Here is a 22424-nt window from a genome sequence, read left to right on the forward strand (position 1 = left end):
GACCTCTACAGGTAGATCGGGACGGTGGTGAGCACGACGAAGCCGTGCGGGCTGTTCGGCTCACGCTTGAGGACGACACGTGCCGCGCGTACATCGACGGGCTCGCGCCCGGCGAGCATCATCGCCTGCAGCAGTACGCGGCCGACGGGCGCCTCACGGGAGGGCCAGGCGGCCTCGATGGCGAGGCGGGCGCGGGTGCCCTGGGCGAGCCAGCGGTGGATCTTCTGCTCGTTGCCGGTCACCACCTGCTGGGTGGCCCAGTGGGCGGTTTCGCGGTCGGGGTAGGTGGCGGATCTGGTGCGTACAGTCATGTCTTCCACTTCAGCTTGCGTCGAACGACCAGATGAGGCCGACTTCCTCACGGGACACCGCGAGAAGGCCGAAGTCCCAGGAGTACTGGGTCATAGGCCAGCAGCCGGTGACCCGTTCGTAGAAGTCGGGGTGGTCGCCGTGGCGGGTGTTCGTGAAGAACTGCGAGCCCTCCGGGAAGCGCGACAGGATCGCCTGCGCGCGTTCCTCCATGCTCGGCCTGCGTTCGGCGAAGCCGTACTGCCGCGACACGTCCATGGCGTCCGTCGCCAGCATGACGAGCAGCCGTACGACGGCGGAACGCGGGATCTCGAACAGCCGGCTGCGCCATTCCGCGGCCCCGGTCTCATCCGTCGGCGGAACCCGGAACGGAAAGGCGGGGTCCTCCTCCAGCTCCTCGTCTCCCTGCTCGGGATCCCTGCCGCTCCAGCCACGGGGATCGGCCACCTCGCGGTGCATCACCGCGGCCACATCGGGCAGCCAGTCCTCGTGGGCGCGCGGGCCGACCGCGACGAAGGAGTACCGGTTGCGGTACATCTCCACAGCCGCCGCCCAGGTCGCGGTATCCAGGGGCAGCTGCGGGCCGTCCTGCCGATCGGGCTCGGTCTCGCTGTCCATCCGGGTCTCCCTCACTTGGGCATCGAGCTGAAGACGACGAACGGCGGATCGAGGCTCGGGTCGTGCATGAGACGCAGCGAGACCCCCTTGGTGTCGCGCACCTCTGTGAGCTGTCCGTCGACCAGAGCCGTGCCGCGCCCGGTCACCGCGTCGCCGGCCAGGGGACCCTGGAGAGGAACGGACGGCGTATTGAATTCCGCGAACGGCTTCGGCGGATTCTCATTGAGCCACTTGTTGATTTCGTCCGTGTTGTCACGCAGAGCGTACTGGGTGTACCGCTGAGCGGATTCCATGTCGGCGTACGTAGATGCGCCCGGGATCTTGGGCGTCCCATCCGCCTTGCTCTCGTCCCTCATCCGCTGGAGCAGTTGCTCGTCGGTCTTCCCCACATGCTTGTCAAGGGTATGTCCATTGCCCACCCCTTCCGCCGCGGCGAGGTCCATCGAGTACATGTAGGGAAACTGGCTCTCCGGCAGCTGCCAGCGGTGCTCCTTCTTGAACTCATTCAGGGAGCGCGCACCGAACCCCTGCGCCCGGGCCCGCTCCGCCTGGAACGTGGGCACGCTCTGCAGCGCCTCGTCGAGCTCGAACTCAAGCATGGCCAGCTTGCCCGCGGCATCGCCGAACGCCTCGAGATAGGCCCCGACCGCCGCGTCCATGGCCGCCTTGTCCATATGGGACCGGAAGGTCAGGACGACCTCCGCGACCACGAGCCCGACCGCGAGTCTGGTGAGCTCGATGGGGTCGAGACCAGACGTGAGGTCCTTCACCGTCTTGTCCGCGGCCTCCTTGGCAAGGCGCGTGGTCGTCTCGGTGGTCTTCTCGCCCAGGTCGGCCAGGTCGTCGAACAGCTTCTGAATCGTGTTCGCGCTCTTGTCGAGGACCTCGATGATCGGGCGTCTCGTAGCGGGGTCGACCTTCCCGAGGGTCTTCCAGCTTCGGGCGCCCTTCTTGGCGGTCACCTCCGCCCGCTGGTCACGTACCTTCCCCCAGGCCGTGGTTCCCCAGATCGTCTGGCAGAAGGCCCTCATCGCGGACTGCCACTCACCATTCCCCGTGGGATCGGTGATGTAGGAGATCGCGTCCGTGAAGCCGTCGGCCGCCTTCTTCACGTCCTTTGAGACATCCCGCCAGGCCCCGGCGATGTCGCGGAACTCATCTTCCTTGACGCCCGGCGTGATCTCGTGGACGCGGCCGAGTCTCAGCCCTTCGTCGACCACGGGTTTCATGATGAACATGAGGAAGTCCGGGACCTCGCCCAGGATTCCCGAGATCGCCCAGGAATCGTGGTACTCGCCCTCCCCTCGCCAAGTGAGGTCATTGGGCGGGCCGTACGTGGGATCGCTGTCGATCACCGCCGGAGGCTGCTTCTCCTCGGGCGGACTGCCCTTGCCCTTGTTCGCCGCCCAGTCCGCCTGCGCGTAGTTGTTCGCGGTCTGCGTGAAACCCACCGACACCCCGCCCACGGACACCACGCTCTTCGCCCAGAGCTTCACGAACTTCCCGGCGACGATGCCGTACCGGTCGGCGAAGGAGTCCGGACCCCAGCCCGTGCCCGCGGACTGGCTGTACTTGTTCACGCGCTCGATGAACTTCTTCGCGCTTTTGTCGTACGCGAATTGCTCGTCGCGAACGACAAGTGACGTCAAGTAGAGGTGCTTCGGCTGTACGTCGAAGCGCCCGACGCCCCGATTGGGCGGGGCGGTCTTCGCCTGGTCGCGCTCCTGCTTGCGCTGCTTGTCGGAGGGCAGATCGGCCATCAGGCGGCACCCCAGCCCCGGAGCACCGCTTGGTGCGCCGCCGCGTAATTGATCTCGCCGTTGACCACCACGTCGTGCAGCCAGGCCTGCGTGGCCTGCAGATCCGCCGCGGACCGGTCCCACTCGTCCAGCTTGTCGATGAACACCTCGCGGGCTTCGCCCTCCCAGGTCAGGACCACCTTCTCGGCGCGCCGGTAGAGCAGGTCCAGCTGCTCGTTGAGGCGCTTGAGAATGTCCTCGAGATCTCCGGAAAGGTCCTGCAGCGTCGCGAAGTCGACGGTTATGTGGTCGTCGTCCACCATGCTTCCCCCGTTCAGAAGTCGTCAGTTGGCGTACGGGCTCTCAGAGGTCGGAGAGGGTGCTGCGCGGCGCGGCGGGTACCTCTGTGTTCGGCGTCGACAGCGCGTCCGCTTCGCGCTTCACATCCGTCTCGACCTGGATCTTCCGTAGCTGCGCCATGACGTCCAGGTCCTGCTCCGAGAACCCGTCCCGGCTCAATCGCACTGCCTGTTCAACAGCTTGGATGATCATGCGGATACGTACGGCGTCCTCGGCCGCGCCCCGGTGGAGGTCCCGGTAGGCACGGGCGGCCGGCCCCTGCCATCCCGCCTCGATCCGGTCGACGATCGCGTCCATGCGTCTGACCTGCTTGTCCAGGTAGCCCTGCATACCGTCGAGGTCATTGGCCAGGTCCGTCAGCCGGTCGTCCTGCGCCCGAAGTCGTGGCTGTCCGCCTGCGCCACTCATCGCATCCCCCAGTCTGCGGTCGTCAACGCCGCTGCTCCGCTGGTTACTTGACACACCCGGGCCACCCTAACAACTTCACTTCAGACCTTGGCAGCAGCAAATCCTCCATGAATGTGGGGTCGCTCACCCCGCGCGGATCGGTGGATGCCACACCCGATACGGTCGGGGGCCGAGACCGGGACAACTGCCTGCCACCGTCGTGGCGCCGGTCGACGTGAGCCGTTCAGCCCTCCACTCGCGGACCCGCGGTGGGGTTATCTGATCCAGGTCATATCGCCCGAACGCCGGGAGGATGTGCAGCCGCAGGAGTCGCCGGTAAAGCTCATCCGTAGTGGGCGCGATTCCGCGCTCAACGACCCACTTCAATGCGTACTCCTCGAAGTTGACCGCCCCCGCGTCTGGGTCTCGGCGCGCAGCCACTTGCCACGCCGGTCGGACGCGAGAACGACCGTGACCGGCTGCTGTGGCGGCAGCGGCACCAGGCGCAGCAGCTCCGTGAGCCAGCCCGGGAAACGGCGCCACGACGTGGTGGCGCACGGTCTAGTACGGCTGATTGCTGAAGGCCCTGCCCGCGGCGACGACGAGCCCGCCCACGGCGCGAGTGTCCACCGGGGCGTGCCTTCGGGGGCGGCGAAGTACAGGTGGGTGCCGCCGCTCCAGGTCCGCACGGTGTGAGTGTCGTCCGGGTAGGGCTGGCGGTGGCGCTCGCACAGGACGGCGAGCACGTCGGCGCCGTTGTTCACGCCGGGGATCGCCCATTCGGCCGGCGGGGTGTCGTCCGGGTGCTTGGGCAGGTCCAGGTCGACAACGACCAGTCCGGACGGGCCGGTTGCAATGCCGATGTTGTACGGGGCGTGGGGCAGTGGTCATCACCAAGTGGGGGCTCGTGTCGCCGAACAGCTCGCCCGCCACCCGCAGCGTCGTTTCACGTCGCCCGCGTAGTTCGTGCCCTCGGCCTGTGTCGTGGCCGCATGTGTAGAGGCATGGGCAAGCCCTGTGAACCGAGCGGTAAGGACTGTGCCCGGTGGATCCGAAATGCTGCCGGTGAAGGACAACGCCGCCGTGCCAGTGCGGCACTCGCGGCGCAAAGGACGACAGACATCGGAGTTGATTCATGCGATTCATGCGTGCTCGAGGGATGCTCGGAGCCACGGCCGCGGCAGCGGCACTCGTGTGCCTGGCAGGTACGCCGAGCTATGCCGACAGCCACTCGTTGCAGACCGATGACGGCGACCCCGGCGGGAAGGTCACGTTCGAGACGTACGGCGACGTCGTGACCGCACGGGACCAAGAGGCCGACGGCTGGGCGGTGAAGGTGTGGGTCTACAACCCCAATGGGAGCGTCCGCTACACGCTCCGTCAGCCTTGAAGACCACCGAGCGCCCTCGCTCGGCTAGCCACACGCGGCTGCAGCAGCGCAGTACCGCAACTGCAGCAACCGTCCCCGTCCAGCCGGCTGGTGCGGGCCGCCAAAGACCGCCTCTGAAGCGGTCCCCGGCCATCGCGGGGCTACCACAGTGGCGGCTTGCGCCCCGATACAGCACTGGTTGGGAACGCCTAGCAGCGGGGCAGGGTGCCGCTCTCCTTGGTGAGTTTGGTGCTGTGGGCCCAGCCTTCTGTGTTCGTCCCATCGATACGGGCGTAGATCCACTTGTTGCCGTAGGCGTTGGTGATGTAGCAGTGGTAGTAGAGCTTCACACCGGTCTTGACCGCGGTCACGTACTGGCATTCCGCGTACGGCCCGGTGTAGAGGTGGGACGTCTCGGCCAGGTAGCCGTAGCCGTCGCTGCGGTTCTCGTGGCCCCAGCCGGTGCAGGCCGTCGACACCGGGGTGGGCTCCTTCACCGTCGGGCTGGGCTTGGTCTCTGGGGAGGCCGACGGGCTCTCGGTCGGCTTGTCGCCTTCGACGCCGGGCTTCTTCGTGGGGCCCAGCTCCTCGTCCTCGTGACCGTCCGGCTCCTCCGAGGTCGACGGCTTCGAGGACGTGCCGGGAGAACCGGCGGACGACGGGGTGCTGCCCCAGGTCGGCCAGGGGCTGTCCGTGGGGGAGCCGACGCCGGGCGGCGTCGCCTGTGCGCCGTCCGTGGTCGTGCCGCCCTGTTGGGACGTCAGGGCGTAGGTGATGCCGGCGCCTGCGGCGAGGAGCACGACGGCGGCCGCTGCCGCGACGACGGTGCGGTTGCTGCGGCGCGGTGCGCGACGGGCTGCCGTCCGGCTCGTCTCGGGAGCGGGGACTCCGGCGTGGCCCGCGACCGGCGCGCCGTGCTGCGGCAGCGTCGGCGGCAGGTCGGGCTGCGCGTAGCCGGCGTGCGGAGGCTCAGACTGCGGGGCGGGCTGAGGGAACAGCGGGGGACCGAACCCGGGGGCAGGTGCGGCGGCGGCCGCGGCCCCGGGACCCACCGAGGGATCGGGAGCGGGTGTCGGCGTCGGAGCGGCGGATGGGAGGTGCACCGTCCCGCCCGAGGCGACGCGCTCCAGCATGCCGCGCGCCTGTTCCGCCGTGGGCCGGTTTTCCGGCTCCTTCGCCATCAGCGCCTGGAGCACCGGCGTGAGCGGTCCCGCCCGGCGGGGCTCCGGCAGGGGCTCGGTGACGATCGCCGAAAGGGTGGACCACGCGGACGTGCGGCGGAACGGCGAAGTGCCCTCCACGGCCGCGTAGAGCGTCATGCCGAGCGACCAGATGTCCGACGCGGGACCGGGCTCCCTGCCCTGCGCGCGCTCCGGCGGCAAATAGTCGAGGGAACCGACGAGTTGACCGCTCTGGGTCAGCTTGGCCATGGCGTCGTCGTCGGAGGCTTCCATGCTGGCGATGCCGAAATCAGTGAGCACGACCCTGCCACCGTGCTCCAGCAGAACGTTTCCCGGCTTGACGTCCCGATGCAGTACGCCGGCCCGGTGCGCGGCGTCGAGCGCGTCCATCAACTTGGCGCCGATCGCGGCGACTTCGTGCGGCTCCAGCGTCCCGCGCTCCGTCAGCACGTCGTCGAGCGAGGGCCCGTCGACGAGTTCCATGACGATGACCGGGAGGCCCTGCTCCTCGGTCACGTCGTGCACGGTGACCACGCCGCTGTGCCGGATACGGGCGGCGGCCTGCGCTTCCCGCTGCATCCGGGTCCGCACGTCGGCCAGTTCGGCTGCGGAGGTGTCGGTGAAAGCCCGCAGGACCTTGACGGCGACCTCTCGGTTCAGGAGTTCGTCCACCGCCCGGGCGACCACTCCCATGCCGCCGCGCCCGATCATGGAGGTCACCCGGTAACGCCCGCCGAGTACCTTGCCCGTCAGCTCTCCGCCATGCGCTTCCCCCGCGGTCACCGCACGCTCCGTTCCATAGTTGTTCGTGAACCATCAATCCGAAGTCCTCAAGGGTAGAGGCAGGGGTGTGAGGGGAAGGCGGCGGCCGTGCGCAAGTATGTGGCTGCCCATCAGGGTTGTCGCCCATGGCGGGCACGGCGGTCCCTGGCCGTGCGTCTCGGCCGGCGTCAGAAGTCAGAGCCGGGTGCCAACTTCCGCCGTCCAAGGGCAAAGCGAAGATGGGGACAAGCTCGTACCCGGCGACACTCCGTGGGTTCGTGCCTACTGGCCTGGGAAGACAGGCTGAAGGCCACTACCAGGCTTACAAGGCAGTCATCTCCTCCACCAACGCATGAGCGCCCTCCCGGGCCGTCCTGGGGCCGTGGAAAGGCGCTCAACGATGACCAACGCCGACAACTGCCGACAGCTCAGCAGCAGGTCAGAGCCTTGATCGACGAGGCGGCCGCAGGTCACGGCCGACGGTGATCAGTGTGGCTCAACTGTCTTGGCAGATCAGCTCGATTGCGACCGGGCGGGCCATCGCGGACTGGTTGCAGCTTCAGGCGGTGAGTTCGGGGCGCGGAGCGGATGCGGGTAGTGCGCTGCGGCGGTGGCGGCCGGATGGACCGTCCTCAGGATGGATGTCGCCAATCGCGAAGTCCATCAACAACTGCTCCAGCGTCTGCGCGGTTTGCGGTTTGCCAGCGCGGTGGAGGGCGTCCTGGGTGTCGCGAACTATCCGCTGGATCTCGATACGTGCGCGTGCCTTGAGCCGGTCGGCTTCGCGCCGTGCGTCGGCAGCCACTGCATCCGCCTCCCGCAGCAGGGCGTCGACCTGCTCGCCTGCACGGCCGTGCAGACTGGAGGCGTAGGTCTGGGCATCGGCGCTGATACGTTCCGCCTGTGCCCTCGCCGTTTCGACAATGTGGGCAGCCGTGTTCTCTGCATCTCGAGTCGTCTCGGTGGCCGCCACCTGTGCACGCTCTTCGCTCAGGGTGGCCTGCCTCATCGAGTTGCGGATCATCTCGTCGCAGTCCCGTTCAATATCGGTGCGCATGTCCTTCAGGCGACGCATTTCGGTTTGCACTCGTGTGAGGAGCTCCGAGGCCTGCCGTTCCATGTCCGCCGCACTACGGGCCTGGTCGGTCGCGGCGTTCAGTTTGCGGTCCGCCCAGTACCCGGCATCGTCCGGATTGGCGATCATGAGTTTGAGGGCGGCGATCTCCTCGTGAGCACGCTGGAGTTCCTCCGCGAGGCCGGGGGCGGGCTCTTGCCGGGAGCCGTCCTCACGCTGGGCCTGATCGAGCAGCCCGAGCCACTCCTGCGGATTCCCCCCGAGCCACTGCACAACGTCCTGAAGGAGCTCACGACTGGGTACCTGACCGTTGAACAGTCCGGACAAGGCCGTACGCGAATAGCCCGTGCGTTTGCTGATCTCCACATAGGTGGGATCACCGGCCTGCTCCCTCATCGCACGCAGGCGCAGCGCAAGCTGGGTGCGGGCCGATCCGTCGTCCGGTAAGTCCTTGAGTCTGCGGCCCGCCACGGATATGCCCCCCATTGTTCGCAGACCGCTCATTGTTCCGGAACTACTGCCGCGACGCGGCCCGTTCGGTGAAGTCGATGTTGCGTGTGCAGGTCAGCGCATTGTTCGGCATTCTTCCGGCAGTCTGTTCACGCGTTGGAGGAATCAACGCACAGCCCGTGTACTGGCTTCGTCACCCGAGTCTGCGGCCGGATGTCCCGCCTCGGGGCAGCGCGGCTTCAGGCCGAGGTCACTCTGAAGGAAGGAGAACTGTGCAGGACGCGCACGACCCCCGCGAGGAGGAACCTGGGCAGCCCCGCTCGCGGCGGCGCCTGGGCGACGCTCTCAAGACCGTCGGCCGCATCGAGCCTCTGGTCGCCCTGGCGGTGCAGATCGGCTCGCTCATCGTCACCGTGACCAGCAACTGGCCCGGCCACCCTCGCGGATGACCGGGCCGCGCAGAAGGAGCTGATGACAGGCCGCCCCGGGGTGGAGCGGGCAGCAACACCCCCGGGGCCGGCCGAACGCCTTCATGACGCCACTGTGCCACGCCCGCTATGCATGGTGGCGGACGTGGTGAGCACCGCGGAACCGCGCAAGCCGGCGGGGGTTGCGTTGCAATACCCGGTTCACGAAAGGCTGGTGGCCCAGTCCTGGGGTGATCGTTAAGCTGTTGCCGTTCTTGAGGAGTCGGGTCCAACGAGGGGGACATGAGTACGCATGCAGGGGCGCCGAGCACCCCACCGCCGCCGCCACACCCCCCTCGCACCCCGCGTGCGGAACCTCCACGGTGGGCCTGGTGGGTCGGTGGGATCGCGATCCCCCTGCTTGGCATAGTCGTGAGCGTGATCGTCAGCGGTGATCGCGAACCCACAGTGGTGGCTACCCCAACTCCGGCCACGAGTAGCTTAGAGTCTGGCTCCTCCGCCCCGTCGAGCCCTGCCCCAGCACCAGAAGCGACTGGGTCGTCGACCGAGGACCCAACCGGGTCAGCCTCGCCAGACGCGGATCTCAATGCACCCACTGGGTACGCACACGTACGGAAGGCGGGGTGGGGTCTTGCGCCTGTGCCCTGTACACAGCATGAGCAGCAGCTCGTGGATCTCGACGATGGCCAGAGCCGGGTGGAACCCGAGGACAACGGCGCGGTCAAGGACCCCGGTGGGGCCGAGCTCCTGTACTGGCCCGACACCTGCACTGGCATAGGCGACTACACGCTACGGGCTCTGCCCAATACCCGCGTGGGGCTTCTTCGAGCCGACATGGAGAAGTCCTTCAAATCCTGCCAAGCCGCAGCCGGAACGGGCTTCGGAGCCCTTGCCCTCTACCAGACTGGGGATCGGGAGAAGCGGGGCTTCGTTGAAGGCGCGGCGCTGTGCGCCGTCACAGACCAAGGCGCTGTCTCCATGGCTGTGATCGAGCACATGGATGGCGGCGCTACGTCCGACGTATCAGTCAGCGGCAGTCTCTATGTGTGGTCAAAGTCTTCATGATTGGCCCGCCAGCCCAGGCAGAGCCGAGCAGTCGCGGCCTAGGGCGTCAAGCTCGTTCGCACCAGGGGTGACCTCGCAACCGCCACGCTGGCGCGCTCGGTGGGGACGCAGCTGGGGCGCGAGATCTCGCGCTCGCTCTTCGGGACGGCGCGCCACAGGCGATGAGCCCGCGGCGCGCCGCGCCCGGGGGGTGTTACTCGGTCACTTCGTGGTCGTGAGCGTCATGCAGGCCGCCGCCGCTGCCCGCGTCACCGTCCGTCGGGACGGAGTCGACCGGCTTGCGCAGCGAGCTCAGGTCCTGGGCGTAGGTGCCCACGGCGTTGGCGATGACGCCGATGTTCACCTTGAACGCCGTCATGTTGATGTTGCGGAGGTCGTCACCCTTGGCGTGGTAGTTCACGTCGTACGCGACGCCGGCCGTACCGCCGAACTTCGCTGCCTGTGCCTCCGTCTTGATGCCCTCGGCGCCCGTGAAGGTGCCGCCGGACGGGATGCCGACCTCGACGAACGGCCCGTAGTCGGAGCGGCCGGTGAAGTCCGTGCCCTCGTGCGGGGTGCCGCGCTTGTCGAGGAACTCGTTGATGTCGCGCTCGAGTTGGGCCGAGCCCGTCGGGCCCGCCGGGGCGCCGACGCCGTCCGAGTCGTCGCCGTCGTAGACGAACTGCCCGTAGTTCGGCGAGGCGATCATGTCGAAGTTCAGGTAGAGCTTGATCTCCTTCTTGCCCAGGTCGCTGAGGTTCGCGACGTAGTGCTCGGAGCCGAGCAGGCCGTTCTCCTCGGCCGACCACCAGGCGAAGCGCACCTTGTTGGCGGGGCGCTTCTCCGCCTTGGCCAGCTCCTCGGCGACCTCGAGCAGACCGGCAGAGCCGGAGCCGTTGTCGTTGATGCCGGGGCCCGCGGTGACCGAGTCGAGGTGCGCGCCGAGCATCACGGTGTTGGCCGCGTTGCCGTGGCGGGTCTCCGCGATGACGTTGTTGGTGCTGCGCGTCTCCTGCAGCTGGCGGATCTCGAAGGAGATGTTCACCGGACCGTTGGCGAGGTCCGCGGCGAGCTTCTCGCCCTCGGCGAGGGTGATGCCACCGGTCGGGATCTTGCTGGCGGCCGCGTCGCCGAGGGTGCCCGAGAGCGCGCCCTCGGTGTTGTTGTAGACGATCGCGCCGATCGCGCCCGCGGCGGCCGCGGCGGCCTGCTTCGCGGCGAAGGTGCAGCCGCCGCGCTTGATCAGCGCGATCTTGCCGGTGAAGGTGCCCGACGCGTAGTCGGTGGCCTCGCAGCCGGTGGTGGCGTCCACCGGCACCGCGGCCAGATCGGCCTTGACGCCGCCCACCGGGGTGGACTTGGTGTACGTCATCGCCTGGATGGCGACGTCGCGGGGCGCGGGCGATACGACCGAGAGCTTCTGGGCGAGCGTCTCGGTATAGACGAACTCGAAGCGCTGGTACGAGACGTCGTACCCGAGCTTCTTCAACTGCTGGTACACGTACGCGGCGGACGCGTCGTGCCCGAGCGAGCCGGCGGCGCGGTGTCCGCCGGTCGTGTCCGCTATCTGCTGGAACTTCTGCAGGTGCTTGAAGGCGTCTTGCGCAGACGACCTTTCGACCAGCTTCCGTGCCAGCTTCGACGCCTCCTTGGCCGCCCGGTCGGCGGGGTCCTGGTGGGCTGCGGAGGGGGAGGCGGATGCCAGCAGGAGCGGGGTGGCGAGTGCGGCTGCGGCCAGGGTGGCCACGGCTCTGCGATGGGATGCGTTCACAGAGGTCCTTCCCGGTGCGAACGTGGGTTGAGGGGAAGCTAGCGATCTCTGCGGGTTCTGGGAACACCTGAGCCGTAACTGACGGCTTATTTCATGTAACTGGCACGCGGAGCCGAAGCATCCACTTCAACCGGTCCTGGATCAGGACTTTTTCGCGGCCGGTGCCGCTTTTGCCGCACGTTTCATCTCCTGCTTGTGCGCCCGTACCTTGGCCGGCGACTCCGGTCCGGTGATGTCGGCCGCCGACCGGTAGGAGCCCTTCTCTCCTAGGGCGTGTTTTAGAAGTAGCGCCGTCCGCCCGCAGGGCGGGCCCCGCGGCGTCTGGTGCGTGCAATCGCAAGGCGGAGGATCGCCCTCGTACTGGACGTACTTGGGCGACTCCGACAACACCGCGAGTGTGCGTGCCAGGCGTCGCGGGGTGGGGGTACCTCCCAGGCGAAGCTCTGGGGGAGCGACTTCTAAAACACGCCCTAGGCCCCGGCCGCCTCGGCGAACCCGCTGCTCTGGACACCAACCGCCAGTAGATCATCCGTGATTCCCAAGCTCAGGACCCGGACTGCCGGCGCAGACAAACCTCTAAGGTTCCGACCATGGTGACTGCGACTGTCCGCGAGTGGCGCGAAGAGGAAGGGTGGGGTGTACTCGACTCCCCCGAGACTCCCGGCGGCTGCTTTGGCCACTTCTCCGACATACAGATGACTGGGTACCGCACTTTGGCGCCCGGACAGCAAGTGGACCTCACGTGGGAAGCCCCCGGCTTCAAACAGGACGGGTACGACTACCGCGCGGTGAGCATCGTGCCTCGACCTGCCTGACATCCACACCTGCCATCAACGACAGCGCACGACCACGGTCCCCAGTGGTTCGCTGTGCCACCGCACCCCCTACCCCGGCATGCACTGGCGTCCTGTTGATCGAACTCCTCAAGCAGGTGCGCTCCGCCGACCTCACGAAGTCGGACGCTCAGCCCGATTGCCCGCGCGTCCCCGAGTGCGAATCGGCGGACGAAAAGTACCCCTCCGGATATGTCGATTACTCCGATCTGCTGACAATCGGCGCGTTCTTGTCGAGTGGACGGATCGATCGACTGCGCACGGGTCAAGCTCAGCCCTGGGTTCGGCCAAATCGACTGAAACAGGGAGTAAGTGCATGGGTGCTGACAACAGGAGGTCCCCGCTGGGGCCTGTGCCCCGTCGAGGCAAGTGGCAGGCACGCGGCACGATCGTCTCCCTCGCGCTGGTCCTGGCGGCCGGGGTTGTCAGTCCGGTCGCGGTCGCGGCTCAGAGCATGGGCGAACGCGTGAACGCGTCGAGCCGTCCGGGCGGCGGAGACGACAGGTGCGAGGGCGTGTCGATCCTCGGCGGCAGGGACCGCTGCAGGGGGGCGACAGGTCCGACGGGTCCGACCGGTCCCGCTGGTCCGACCGGCGCAACGGGACCGACCGGTCCGACGGGTCTGACCGGGGCGACCGGGGCGACGGGTCCGACCGGGGCGACCGGCGCAACCGGGGCGACGGGACCGACCGGGGCGACCGGGGCGACCGGGGCGACCGGCGCAACCGGCGCGACCGGGGCGACCGGCGCAACCGGGCCCACGGTCGATGTCGGCGCGAGTATCTTCGCCACGGCGAACCAGGCCATCCCGAGCAGCGCCGCGACTCAGATCGCTTTCGACGACTCCGCCTACGACACGGACGCGATGTTCGATGACGCCTCCGACAGTCTGGTGGTCAACACCCCCGGGCGCTACCTCCTCAAGGCACGGCTTCTCTGGTCCATCACTCCGGCTCCGGGGAGCCGTCAAATGGGCATCTACGTCAACGGCGTTCTCCAGGCCTACGACGAGCAGGACACCGCAGACACCGGGGGCGCTCCTGGAATTTCGCAGGAGTTGTCCACGATTCTTGAGCTGAATGCAGGTGACGTGATCTCCCTCACGGTCTTCCAGAACAGCGGAAGCCCCGCCACCTCTCTCTCCGCATCCAATGGAGGGGCCGTCGTAGCTCCGCAGCTCCAGGCGGAGTGGCAAGCGCCGTAGACAGAGCGCTGGCCCGATGGATTCTGTGACGGCCTGCCCCTCCGCCCGGCAGGCCGTCACATGGGCTTTCACGCCGGTTCCTGTCACAGCTTCAGGGGTAGCGACCGGACCGAGGAGGCTGACTGATGGCTTCCCAGCGCAAGCACAACCCCAACGGCGCGGGCACGCGAGTAGCTACCGTCCGGACCGTCGATACGGATCACCGCATGGAACGCGGTCATCACCTCGGCGGTGGCTGGGGCCCGCGGACTACTCGCCGAGGCGCTGAACCTGGCACCCGGCGGGCGCGACGCTCGTCGCCGGGTGGCAGATGCGCACCGGCCCGGGCGACCGGCGCCAGTCGGTGGCCCCACCGGTCGAATTCAGGTTCTGTGTGTGGGACTTGTGTACGATCATGGCCGCATCTTCACCATGTGCCGCACCGGACCAGCGAGCGCGGCCATGTCTTACCGTCCCGGGGGGGAACGGAATGTCACGCCATCCGCGTGCGACGGCCGCCAGATCTGCGCCGCGCACCGCACTCATGCTCACGCTGCCCGTCCTGTTGTCCGTCCTGCTGTCCACGCTGCTTCCGGTGGGAGCAGCGTGGGCGCGGGACATCACGCCCACCGCCGCGAACGCCGCCGGCGACAGCTGCACCCAGCTGCCGCTCAGCCCCTTCGGGGACCCGGGCAGCGCGGCCGGCAAAGCGACGATCCCTGCACACGGCGGCCGTGCCTGCTTCGGCTTCACCGCCGCGAAGGCAGGGCTGCACCGCGTCATGATCGGCAAGGTCAACCCCGAGACCTACTCCCAGGTCTTCGACGGCGACACCCAACTGAACTGCAACCAGACCGATCGGAGCGACGCGGGCTGGTGCGATCTGCCCCGCGCCGGCGCCTACACCCTGAAGGTGGTCAATCAGGGGTGGCCGAACCTGATTGACACTCCTGTCGCCGTCGTGCCGCTGAACACCGCCGACCACTGTGCCCCGGAGGCCGGAACGGCGTGGGACGCCCCGGACATGAAGGGCTCCGCCCCCGGCGCGGTGGCGATCATGTGCCAGCCCTTCACCGGGAAGGCCGGTGAGCGCATCACGGTCGACCTCCGGACCGACAAGCACTCCAGCGACAGCCAGTACTGGATCACCGACGCGTCCGGTGCCCGGATCTGCCCGCGCTCGAACGACGACAACAGCGAAGGCTGCGTCCTGCCCGGCGACGGCCCCTACCGGGTCCTCGCCCGCATCGGAGACGTGGAGGGCGGCTTCCCCGCCGCGTACACCCTGAAGATCCGTCGCCTCTCCGACCCGGCCGGCTGCGCGCACGTCCCGCTCGACGCGTACGGCTCGGCGCCCACCACCGTGGATCCGGCCTCCGGCTGCAAGGTCTTCACCGCGCCCGCCGCCGGGCGCTACGACGTGTACGGGGTTCACGACGGGAGCCGCTCCCCGCTGAAGGTGTACGACCACACGGGCCGGACCGTCTGCACATCGGACGGCCTCTGCACCCTGCCCGCTGCCGGCGACTACACCGTACCCACCGACGACGCCACCCTGATCCTCGACCGGTCCGCCACCACCGGCTGCCAGGCCGTCGAACTCGGCACCCACCAGGGCACTCTGACCCACAGCGGCGAGGTGGACTGCCTGACCCTGCCGCTGCCCAAGGGCTCGGGAATGGCCGTGCTGAAGAGCGTGAGCGGCCAGATCCCGCGGATCGATGTCACCGTCGCCGATGCCACCGGCGCCCAGCTGTGCGACGCGACCACCCTCAACTGGGGCACCTGCGGGCTGAACGGCACCGCTCCGTTCCGTGTCCTGGTTTCCGCCGCCGACCAGAAGACGCCGACCGGCTCCTACCGCCTCGCCCTCTACCGCACGGACACGGCGAACGACTGCCAGGTACTCCCGGCAGGCGACTTCACCTCCGACAGCGCCCACGCAAGCTTCAACACAGGCGGCGGGGTCTTCTCGCACTGCCGGACCATCCCCGCCGGCGACCACAGCGCGATGGAGAGCATCCAGCTCCAGGCCGCCCCGGGTACGACGGCCAGGACGTACCTCTCGGTCGTGGACAAGTACAGCAGGCAGGTCTGCCGGGGCCCCGCTTTGCAGGGCATCCGGCTCACCTGCAACCTCGTGCCGGGCGTCGCGCACACCATCCTGGTCAACGGAAGCGACACACCCGGCACCTACACCCTGACCCGCCGGGACGTCACCTCCACCGCGAAGGGCTGCACGGCCAATCCCGCGACCCCGGTCGGCGGACCGTCCACGGGCGGCACCTTCTCCGGGGCGAACACGCTGCTCTGCCGCCAGGTCACCACCTCCGACGCCGAGGACACCCTGCACCTCGACGTCCGCGACGCGCTCGGCACCGCGAGCCTCGTGGCTTACAGCGAGGACGGCAAGCTCGCCTGCAGCAACTACACCAACAAGGCCTGCGCGGTCACCGGCTCCACCCACTACCAGGTCCTCGTCACCGTGCCGACGAGTCAGAAGGACGACGACCCCTACCGCTTCGACGCCCTGCGCATCGCCACCGCCGCCGGGCCGGCCCGGGAGTGCACGGCCGTGCCCAACGTCAGCTATGGGTACGGTCCGATCACCGGCACCCTGGACGAGCAGCACACTGCCGTCTGCGCGGTACTGCCGACCGCGTACAGCGACCGCTTCAACGTGGCGATCAGTGACACCACGGGGGCCGGCGACACCGCCGTGCCGGCGCTGTACGGCAAGAGCCTCGACAACGGCTGCACACTGATGCAGTCCACCGGCTACGAATGCTCCGTCAACGAGCCGGAGACCAGGGCCGTCACCCCCAGCATCATGGTTCTGAGCCTGCCCAAGAAGGCCTCGCACACCTCATACCGGGCGGAACTCACCTGCTCCTCCGCCATCTGCGGCACGCAGCGGGTCAGCGTCGATTGGGTGACCCCGACCACCGCCGAGAGCGGCACGAAAGCCACCGTAAGCGTGACGGGTACCGCTCTGCACAAGGACGACAAGGTGGTGCTCAGCCGGGTCGGCAGCAAGGTGGAATCGACCACCGTGTCGGTGTCGGCCAACCGCAGGTCCCTTACGGCCGTCCTGGACCTGACCGGGGCCGCCCCGGGCGACTGGAACCTCAGCGTCATCACCCATAACGCGGGGGAGTACGCACAGGGCACCTTCACCGTCACCCCGCCCACGCTGACCAATACCGCGGCTCCCGCCATCCAGGGCACAGCCCAGGTCGGCGCCACCCTCACCGCGGACCCGGGCAGTTGGACGCCCACCCCGGCGTCGTACGGCTACCTGTGGAAGGCGGACGGCGAGGCCATCTCCGGGGCGACGGCGTCCACGTACACCGTGCCCGCCTCGCAGTTCGGCAAGAAGCTCACCGTCAGCGTCACCGCCCGCCTCCTCGGTGGAGAAACCGCCGTCACCTCGGCGGCCGTCACGGTCGCCAAGGGCGCCGCCCCGACGGCCATCACGGCCCCGAACATCAGCGGCGCGGCGAAGGTCGGCGCCAAGCTCGGCCTCACGCAGGGCACTTGGACGCGGGCCGCCACGTCGTACGGCTACCAGTGGAGGGCGGACGGCAAGGTGATCTCCGGGGCGACGGCGTCCACGTACACCGTGCCCGCCTCGCTGCTCGGCAAGAAGCTCACTGTCACCGTCACCGCCCACCGCACGGGCCACGCCGACGGCGCCGCCGCGACCGCCGCGGTCACGGTCGCCAAGGGCAGCGCCCCGAAGGCCACCAAGGCGCCCACGATCTCGGGCACCGCCAGGGTCGGCTACACGCTCAAGGCCGCCCAGGGCACCTGGACGCCCACCCCGTCCTCGTACGCCTACCAGTGGTACGCGGACGGCAAGGCGATCAGGGGCGCCACCGGTTCCTCGCTGAAGCTGACCCCCGCCCAGCGCGGAAGGAAGATCACGGTGAAGGTGACCGCCCGCCGCACCGGGCACAGCGACGGGACCGCCATCAGCAGGTCGACGGCGAACGTCGCTCGCTGAGCACGCCTCACGGGGTGGGCCCCGCCGGTCATCCGGCGGGGCCCACCCCTTTCGCGTGCCGCGTCCGGGCGGTCAGAAGGACCTGGACAACACCTGCTCTGCCGTGGCGAACGGCGACAGCTCCTGCAGTTCCGGCGCCGCCGGCGCCTTCCTTGACCATCACCAGCAGCGTCCTGGCCGCCGGGAGCGGCTACCCGCCCATCACCCTGATCGTCCGCGTCGCCCGCAATCCTCCGGGCCAGACTGGAACCGGACTGACACCGCCCCTGGACTGACATCCATGCCTGACATCGAAGAGGGCGGACAGGGGCGGCCGGAAGCCGGCACCGTTCCCACGCTCGGAGCGCGGGTTCGATTCCCGTCACCCGCTCTGCGCAAGACACCACAGAATGCCTGATCAGGGCCCTTACTCGGCTCCGGACGGCTCAGGCCCTGACGCGTTTTCGGGGGAACCGCACATGCACGTGCCACTACGTGCGTTTCAGGGGGATCGCGGCATCCCGGCAGAGCGCTCCTAGCCCGTTCGCCGTCCCTCCGCCGTTTCCTCCACCGTGACGGTCTCTGCTCCGGTGACCTGCGTAAATGATCAAGCAAGAGCCGCCGCTACGCCTACCCGGGTGACACATGTGGCGATGCGTCATGTTGCGGAGCTGACGGACTGTCGGTTGCCTCAAGAGCGGAGCACAGCAGAGGCGCCGCGCAGACAGGCCGGACACTGCTCCGTTGGAGGATCCTCATGCGTAACACACGAGTTGGTGCAGGTATCGGCCTGGTTGTCGCAGCCCTTGCCCTGTCGGTCCCGGCCGCTGTCGCCGCCGATGGCTCAGGCATCCAGATCCGCCCGGGGAAGGCCGCCCCGGGCTCCACCATCACCGTCAGTACCACTGCCTGCGGCAAGGAGACCTACGGCAAGGGCGAGTCAGAGGCGGGAGGGGCGTTCCACCTGTTCAAAGGTGACAGGGTGGGCGTGCTCACCGGCCAGTTCAAGGTCCCGGAAGAGACCGGGCCCGGCATCCACGAAGTCACGGTGAAGTGCCCACCGCGGATCAAGATCACAGATACGCACCTGATCACCGCCGGCGCCCCGAACGGCCCGAGCGGCGCGGTCGCCGCCGGTTTCGGGGCCGGCGACAAAAGTACCCAGCTCGCCCTGGGCGGTGTGCTGATCGCTGGAGCCGCCGCCGGGGGTGTACTCAGGATGCGGCGCCGCCCGAGCGGTGTCCGAACCTGACCGCCCAACTCCCGCCACACCGGCCCCCGGACACCGCATCGGTCCGGGGGCCACGAGGCTCCCCCCACCGGCTGCGAAGCAGAGGCTCAACCGCGATGGAAACCGGGCACCAGACCAGCGCTTCCCCACACTCCCTCATCCCCTCGGCCAAGGTTCTGGCCTGCGCACTGATCGCGGGCAGCGTGCTCGTGATCAACGCGGCACGCGACGAGCAGCCACCACAGCCTTCGGCCGCCCAGGCCTTCCCCACCTCTGTACGGCCCACTCCCAGCCGCGCCGCCCCGGCCGCGCTCCCCACCGTCCTGACGCTGCCCCCATCGGATCCGGTCCGGCTTCGGGTCCCCGCCATCGGTGTCGACGCCCCCATGACACGACTGGACCTCGACGCGGCGGGGGCGCTACGGCCCCCGCCCGCCGACAGCCCCGGCCTTGCCGGGTGGTACGGCGCCGGCACGGCTCCCGGCTCGACAGGCACTGCCGTCGCCACTGGGCACGTGGACACGCGCACCGGCCCGGGCGTCTTCTACGACCTCGGTGCCCTGACCAAGGGCGACACCATCGAGATCAGCCGGGCAGACGAGCGGACGGCCGTGTTCACCGTCGACGCCGTGGAGGTCTACGACAAGAAGAAATTCCCGGACGAGAAGGTCTACGGCAGCTCCGAGCGTCCCGAACTGCGGGTGATCACCTGCGGCGGCGGTTACACCAAGGGCACCGGCTACCAGGGCAACGTCGTGGTCTTCGCGACGCTGAGCGCGGTGAAGTAGCCCACCTAAGGTGCCCCGCGCGGAGCCGTGTCCGGACCTGCGGCGGGCAATGCTCGCCGTAACCGCCCGGGGCGTGCGCGGCCTTGGTGCGGTGCAGTGCATGCGGGCGTGCGGGGCCCCGGGCCTCGGCCCAGCTCAGCGCTGGTAGCTGGGATAGTCGACGTATCCGGTGTCGCCGCCCGAGTACCACGTGTCCTTGTCGGGGGTGGCGCGCAGCGGCAGTCCCGTACGAAGCCGCTCGACCAGATCCGGGTTGGCGAGGTAGGCGCGACCGTAGCCGATCAGGTCCGCGCCCTGGGCGAGCCAGCGTTCGCCGAGCGCCTGGTCGGTCGGGATCGGTCCGATCTGCCCGCCCGGGTTGACGATGAACGCGCCCGGCCAGGCCTTGCGCAGCATGATCAGGAGGTCGTCGTCCGCGGTGACCAGGGTGTGGACGTAGGCGAGACCGAGCGGGGCGAGTGCGCCGAGCAGAGCCCCGTACAACTGCGAGACGTCGTCCTCGGCCATCTCCCAGACCTGGCCGCCGGGGGAGAGACGGATACCGACGCGGTCGGCGCCGATGGCGTCCGCGGTCGCCTCGGCCACCTCGACGGCGAAGCGGATGCGGCCGGTGACGGAACCGCCGTAGGCGTCGGTGCGCTGGTTGGCGTTGGAGGACAGGAACTGCTGGATCAGGTAGCCGTTCGCCCCGTGCAGCTCGATGCCGTCGAAACCGGCGTCGATCGCGCGGCGCGCGGCGTCCACGAACACCTGGACCTCGCCCTTGACCTCTTCGGTCGACAGGGCGCGCGGGACGGGAGCGGGCAGGAGCCCCTTCGGGCCGGTGAACAGCTCCGCCTGCAGGGCGATCTCCGACGGGGCGACGGGATGGTGGCCGACGGTCTCGGGGTGCGCGACCCGGCCGGCGTGCATGAGCTGGGCGAAGATCCGCCCCCCGTTGGCATGCACCGCGGCGGTCACCGGCCGCCACGCGGCGACCTGCTCGTCGGTGTGCAGCCCGGGGGTGTTGGGGTTCGACTGGCCCCGCAGGCTCGGCTGCACGCCTTCGCTGACGATCAGCCCGGCGGTGGCCCGCTGGGCGTAGTAGGTCGCCGCCAGGGGGCTCGGGATTCCGTCCGCCGTTGCCCGGGCCCGGGTCATCGGGGCCATCACCACACGGTTGGGGAGCCGGAGGTTTCCAAGCTGGTAGCTGTCAAACAAGCTGGTCACAGTGCTGTCCTTTGCATTCGCGGAATGTGCGGGCCGTCCGTGGGCTGCTCCGTGAGCTACGCTAAAACCTGACGCTGACGTCAGAGGCAAGTGATGTGGCTCGGATCACCAGGAGGCGCTGTGCGCATCGGCGAGCTCGCTGCGAGGACATCCGTGAGCGTGCGGGCGCTGCGGTACTACGAGGAGCAGAATCTGCTGACCTCGGAACGCAGCCCGAGCGGGCAACGGCTCTACCCGGACAGCGCGGTCGACCGCGTGCTGCTGATCCAGCAGCTGTACGCCGCGGGGCTGTCGAGCAGGACGATCCTGGAGCTCCTCCCCTGTGTCTACACAGGAGTGAGCACGCCTGAATCGCTGGCGCTGCTGACGGCCGAGCGCAATCGCATCGACAAGCAGGTGGGTGAACTGGTCAGCGCCCGCGACAGGCTCGACACCATCATCACCGCGGCCAGGAGCAGCACATCCTGAAACTGTGACCGCCGGCCGCTCACGCGCGGCCCTGGGAGTAGACCGCGACGCAGCGCCGTCGGTCGGTCCAGCCGCGCACCGGATGGGGTACGCCGCGTAGCCCGCCTCTCATCCCGGGATTCGTGACGACATGTCCGGGAGTACGACGTACCACCGCCAGTAGATCTTTGCAGCAGCGTCACAAGGGCTGCGCATCACCTTCCACGGGCGCCAGTAGCGTTACTGGCCGCTCGATCCCGCATGCGAAGCGAAATGCGAACGCGAAACAGGTCGCCGGCGTCCCTGGCGGTGCAGTCAGCACAGGAAGATCGCAGATGGACTACTGCTACTCGTGCCGTCGGAATCTCAATGGTGCGCTCGTGTGTCCCGGGTGCGGTGCATACGCTCCGGACATCGCCCCGCCCGCCCATCGCCTCCACAGCGCGGTCGCCTCTCCCGCAACGGCGGGGCAGGCCTGGGACGCGGAGGAGGTCCCCGCCCCGGAGCCCCGCCCCGGCACCCCTCAGTCCGATGCCGCACCCACCGGCAGCGGCGCGTCCGGAGACACGACGGCGGACGCATCCGGTACTGGTTCGTCCAGCGGCCACGGAGTCACCGCCTCCACCGGGCAGGGCCGGGCGGCTCGGCGTCGGCAGCTGGCGCGTTGGAAGAAGAACAAGCGTCGGGCCGTGGCCGCGACGGCCGTTGCCCTTGTCGGTGGCGGACTGACCGTTGCCGCGTTCCCGACCACCAGGCCTTCCAGCAGCCACACACACGCAGCCTCACCGCCGGAGCCAGTGACCGCGGCAACGCCCGGGACGGCAGCCACCGACTCGGCATCCGAGCAACCGGACACTCCGGATTCGCGGCACCCCAGCACTCGCCCGCCCATAGCAACCGGCGGACAGCAGAGCACCACGGCCGCCACGCCTCGCACTGCGCCTGCCACAGGGACGACGAGCCGACAGCTGAAGACCGCGCCGACGGCCCAACCGCTCACGCCCCCTGGCGCAACGCCGCCCTCCGCAGCCGATTCGGCCAAGGCGACGCCCGCGGGCAACGCCGCTGCCCCGGCCCCGGAGCCGACTGCGCCCGCTTCCACCGAACGCCCCGGCGCAGGCACAACGACTGTGAACCTTTTGCCGTCAACGTCGGCGGGCGACCCAACATCACCGACGCAGGTGTGCCTGATCGCCTTGTGCATTGGCTGATCGCCTCGCTGCCATCGCGCGCCGAGGCCTCCTCACGCTGACGG

General features: G+C 68.8%; 22 protein-coding genes and 2 pseudogenes. 11 read left to right on the forward strand and 13 right to left on the reverse strand.

Annotated elements, in window-relative coordinates; all coding sequences use genetic code 11:
* Positions 1–5: 5 nt before the first annotated feature.
* The 7 genes and pseudogenes from OG905_RS19385 to OG905_RS39155 form a co-directional block, all read right to left on the reverse strand.
* Entirely contained in the window at positions 6–311 is a 306-nt protein-coding gene (locus OG905_RS19385) for an RNase A-like domain-containing protein (protein WP_100111247.1), read from the reverse strand.
* A gap of 10 nt (positions 312–321) precedes the next feature.
* Positions 322–927 (reverse strand): hypothetical protein, encoded by a 606-nt coding sequence (locus tag OG905_RS19390; protein WP_328673626.1) that lies wholly within the window; start codon positions 925–927, stop codon positions 322–324.
* A gap of 11 nt (positions 928–938) precedes the next feature.
* Complete coding sequence (locus OG905_RS19395; protein WP_328673628.1) at positions 939–2687, reverse strand: RNase A-like domain-containing protein; 1749 nt, start codon at positions 2685–2687, stop codon at positions 939–941.
* Positions 2687–2989 (reverse strand): WXG100 family type VII secretion target, encoded by a 303-nt coding sequence (locus OG905_RS19400; RefSeq protein ID WP_307663364.1) that lies wholly within the window; start codon positions 2987–2989, stop codon positions 2687–2689. The genes OG905_RS19395 and OG905_RS19400 overlap by 1 nt, the downstream gene beginning before the upstream one ends.
* 40 nt (positions 2990–3029) lie before the next feature.
* Complete coding sequence (locus tag OG905_RS19405) at positions 3030–3434, reverse strand: WXG100 family type VII secretion target (RefSeq protein ID WP_328673633.1); 405 nt, start codon at positions 3432–3434, stop codon at positions 3030–3032.
* A 183-nt stretch (positions 3435–3617) separates the two neighbouring features.
* Positions 3618–3842: pseudogene (locus OG905_RS19410) on the reverse strand (N-terminal phage integrase SAM-like domain-containing protein); the annotation flags it as partial.
* Positions 3797–4297, reverse strand: coding sequence for a bifunctional DNA primase/polymerase (locus OG905_RS39155; protein WP_443044077.1), 501 nt, complete (start codon positions 4295–4297; stop codon positions 3797–3799). The pseudogene OG905_RS19410 and the gene OG905_RS39155, both read right to left, overlap by 46 nt.
* A 260-nt stretch (positions 4298–4557) precedes the next feature.
* Between OG905_RS39155 and OG905_RS19420 the strand changes: the two genes are divergently transcribed.
* Positions 4558–4803 carry a hypothetical protein gene (locus OG905_RS19420; protein ID WP_328673635.1) on the forward strand — a complete coding sequence of 82 codons (246 nt, stop codon included), beginning with the start codon at positions 4558–4560 and terminating at the stop codon, positions 4801–4803.
* Positions 4804–4991: 188 nt separating this feature from the next.
* Here OG905_RS19420 and OG905_RS19425 read toward each other — a convergent pair whose 3' ends face one another.
* A complete protein-coding gene (locus OG905_RS19425) occupies positions 4992–6746 on the reverse strand; it encodes a serine/threonine-protein kinase (protein ID WP_328673638.1) in 1755 nt (584 codons plus the stop codon).
* Between the two features lie 538 nt (positions 6747–7284).
* The gene (locus OG905_RS19430) at positions 7285–8271 is read right to left on the reverse strand and encodes a helix-turn-helix domain-containing protein (protein WP_328673640.1); all 987 of its coding nucleotides are present in this window, start codon (positions 8269–8271) and stop codon (positions 7285–7287) included.
* A 251-nt stretch (positions 8272–8522) separates the two neighbouring features.
* Between OG905_RS19430 and OG905_RS19435 the strand changes: the two genes are divergently transcribed.
* Positions 8523–8699, forward strand: coding sequence for a hypothetical protein (locus OG905_RS19435; RefSeq protein ID WP_328673642.1), 177 nt, complete (start codon positions 8523–8525; stop codon positions 8697–8699).
* A 648-nt stretch (positions 8700–9347) separates the two neighbouring features.
* Positions 9348–9743, forward strand: coding sequence for a hypothetical protein (locus tag OG905_RS19440; RefSeq protein WP_328673643.1), 396 nt, complete (start codon positions 9348–9350; stop codon positions 9741–9743).
* Between the two features lie 193 nt (positions 9744–9936).
* Here OG905_RS19440 and OG905_RS19445 read toward each other — a convergent pair whose 3' ends face one another.
* Both OG905_RS19445 and OG905_RS39160 read right to left on the reverse strand, forming a co-directional pair.
* Positions 9937–11469, reverse strand: a complete 1533-nt coding sequence (locus OG905_RS19445) for a M28 family metallopeptidase (protein WP_328682456.1) — start codon at positions 11467–11469, stop codon at positions 9937–9939.
* A 165-nt stretch (positions 11470–11634) separates the two neighbouring features.
* Positions 11635–11766, reverse strand: a pseudogene (locus OG905_RS39160) (HhH-GPD-type base excision DNA repair protein); the annotation flags it as partial.
* Positions 11767–12083: 317 nt separating this feature from the next.
* Between OG905_RS39160 and OG905_RS19450 the strand changes: the two are divergent.
* Together OG905_RS19450 and OG905_RS19455 are read left to right on the forward strand one after the other, a co-directional pair.
* A complete protein-coding gene (locus OG905_RS19450) occupies positions 12084–12308 on the forward strand; it encodes a cold-shock protein (RefSeq protein ID WP_328673646.1) in 225 nt (74 codons plus the stop codon).
* Between the two features lie 334 nt (positions 12309–12642).
* Positions 12643–13530: a hypothetical protein gene (locus OG905_RS19455; protein WP_328673648.1), complete on the forward strand. Its 888-nt coding sequence runs from the start codon at positions 12643–12645 to the stop codon at positions 13528–13530.
* Between the two features lie 249 nt (positions 13531–13779).
* Here OG905_RS19455 and OG905_RS19460 read toward each other — a convergent pair whose 3' ends face one another.
* Positions 13780–13926, reverse strand: coding sequence for a hypothetical protein (locus tag OG905_RS19460; RefSeq protein WP_328673650.1), 147 nt, complete (start codon positions 13924–13926; stop codon positions 13780–13782).
* 73 nt (positions 13927–13999) lie between these two features.
* On the opposite strand from OG905_RS19460, the gene OG905_RS19465 reads away from it, so the two are divergent.
* The 4 genes from OG905_RS19465 (at position 14000) to OG905_RS19480 (ending at position 19513) form a co-directional block, all read left to right on the forward strand.
* Entirely contained in the window at positions 14000–17515 is a 3516-nt protein-coding gene (locus OG905_RS19465) for a hypothetical protein (protein WP_328673652.1), read from the forward strand.
* Between the two features lie 152 nt (positions 17516–17667).
* A complete protein-coding gene (locus OG905_RS19470; protein ID WP_328673655.1) occupies positions 17668–17790 on the forward strand; it encodes a hypothetical protein in 123 nt (40 codons plus the stop codon).
* A gap of 461 nt (positions 17791–18251) precedes the next feature.
* Positions 18252–18746, forward strand: coding sequence for a sortase (locus tag OG905_RS19475; protein ID WP_328673657.1), 495 nt, complete (start codon positions 18252–18254; stop codon positions 18744–18746).
* A 95-nt stretch (positions 18747–18841) separates the two neighbouring features.
* Positions 18842–19513 (forward strand): class F sortase, encoded by a 672-nt coding sequence (locus tag OG905_RS19480; RefSeq protein WP_328673658.1) that lies wholly within the window; start codon positions 18842–18844, stop codon positions 19511–19513.
* Between the two features lie 135 nt (positions 19514–19648).
* Here OG905_RS19480 and OG905_RS19485 read toward each other — a convergent pair whose 3' ends face one another.
* Entirely contained in the window at positions 19649–20722 is a 1074-nt protein-coding gene (locus OG905_RS19485) for an alkene reductase (protein ID WP_328673661.1), read from the reverse strand.
* Positions 20723–20842: 120 nt separating this feature from the next.
* Here OG905_RS19485 and OG905_RS19490 point away from each other — a divergent pair, with 120 nt between their 5' ends.
* A complete protein-coding gene (locus OG905_RS19490; protein WP_328673663.1) occupies positions 20843–21190 on the forward strand; it encodes a MerR family transcriptional regulator in 348 nt (115 codons plus the stop codon).
* Positions 21191–21504: 314 nt separating this feature from the next.
* Entirely contained in the window at positions 21505–22380 is an 876-nt protein-coding gene (locus OG905_RS39165; protein ID WP_443043958.1) for an SCO2400 family protein, read from the forward strand.
* Positions 22381–22424: the final 44 nt, after the last annotated feature.

The organism is Streptomyces sp. NBC_00322 (assembly GCF_036147535.1).
Taxonomy (GTDB): Bacteria; Actinomycetota; Actinomycetes; order Streptomycetales; family Streptomycetaceae; genus Streptomyces.